The organism is Actinomycetospora sp. 2LY8.5 (assembly GCF_057180585.1).
In genome coordinates this window covers 1-1029 of record NZ_JBXUHE010000115.1, presented here as the reverse complement: position 1 = coordinate 1029, position 1029 = coordinate 1, and the positions used below count along the sequence as shown (strand labels likewise).

Below are 1029 nucleotides of genomic sequence, written 5' to 3'. Positions count from 1 at the left end.
CTAGGCCGTGTCTGACGGATCAAGGTAGCCAAGCCAGCAGGGCGCGGAAGGTGAGCGCGCCGCGGTAGTTGATGGCGTGCTTGTCGTAGCGGGTGGCCAGCCCGCGCCAGGCTTTGAGCTGGTTGAAGCCGCGTTCGACGACGTTGCGGCGCCGGTAGCGCGCCGCGTTGAAGCCGACCGGGCGTCCGCCGCGCGAGCCGCGGCGGGCGCGGTGGCCCTGCTGGTCGCGGGGTTCGGGGATGGTGTGCGGGATGCCGCGGCGGCGCAGCAGCTCCCGGTTGGCCCGCGAGCTGTAGCCCTTGTCGCCCAGCACGTAGTCCGGGCGGGTCCGCGGCCGGCCCGGACCAGCTCGCGCGACCTGCAGCCCGGCCATGAGCTGCGGGAACGTCGGGCAGTCGTTGATGTTGCCCGCGGTCAGCAGCAGTACCAGCGGGCGAGCGTGCCCGTCGGTGAGCATGTGCAGCTTGGTCGTGAGCCCACCACGAGAGCGGCCGATGGCGTGGTCGTCGGGCTCGACCCAGCAGAGATCAGAACAAGATCCCTGACTCGCCCCCTGTGGGCCGAGCGGCTCCTCGCACGGAATCGTCGGCGGTGTCAGCGGTGCTCTCGGCGGTTACGGCGTTGCCGGTGGTGCGCCGGGCAGTGGCGCCGTGCTGGTGGACCCGCATCAGGCTCGAGTCGGCCGCGACCAGCCAGTCCAGCTCGCCCGCGGCGTCGGCGGCGGTGTGTGCCGCGGCCAGCAGCCGGTCGTAGGTGCCGTCGCCTGACCAGCGCACATGCCGGTCGTAGACGCTCTGCCACGGCCCGAATCGCTCGGGCAGCGCCCGCCACGGCGCCCCGGTGCGGTACTTCCAGGCGATCGCCTCGAGCACCTCGCGGTGGTCCCGCCACCGCCCACCACGACGCGGGGTCCGGTCGGGCAGCAGCGGCTCCAACCGTGCCCACGCCGCGTCCGAGATCACCGTCCGGTCAGCTGCCACGACTCGCATCCTGGCCCATCCCACGACCAAGATCCATCAGACACGCCCT

At 72.4% G+C, this 1029-nt stretch carries 1 pseudogene; it reads right to left on the bottom strand.

Annotated features, from left to right (window positions below):
• Positions 1–19: 19 nt before the first annotated feature.
• A pseudogene (locus AC2A1K_RS35655) lies at positions 20–989 on the bottom strand (IS5 family transposase).
• Between the last annotated feature and the right edge of the window lie 40 nt (positions 990–1029).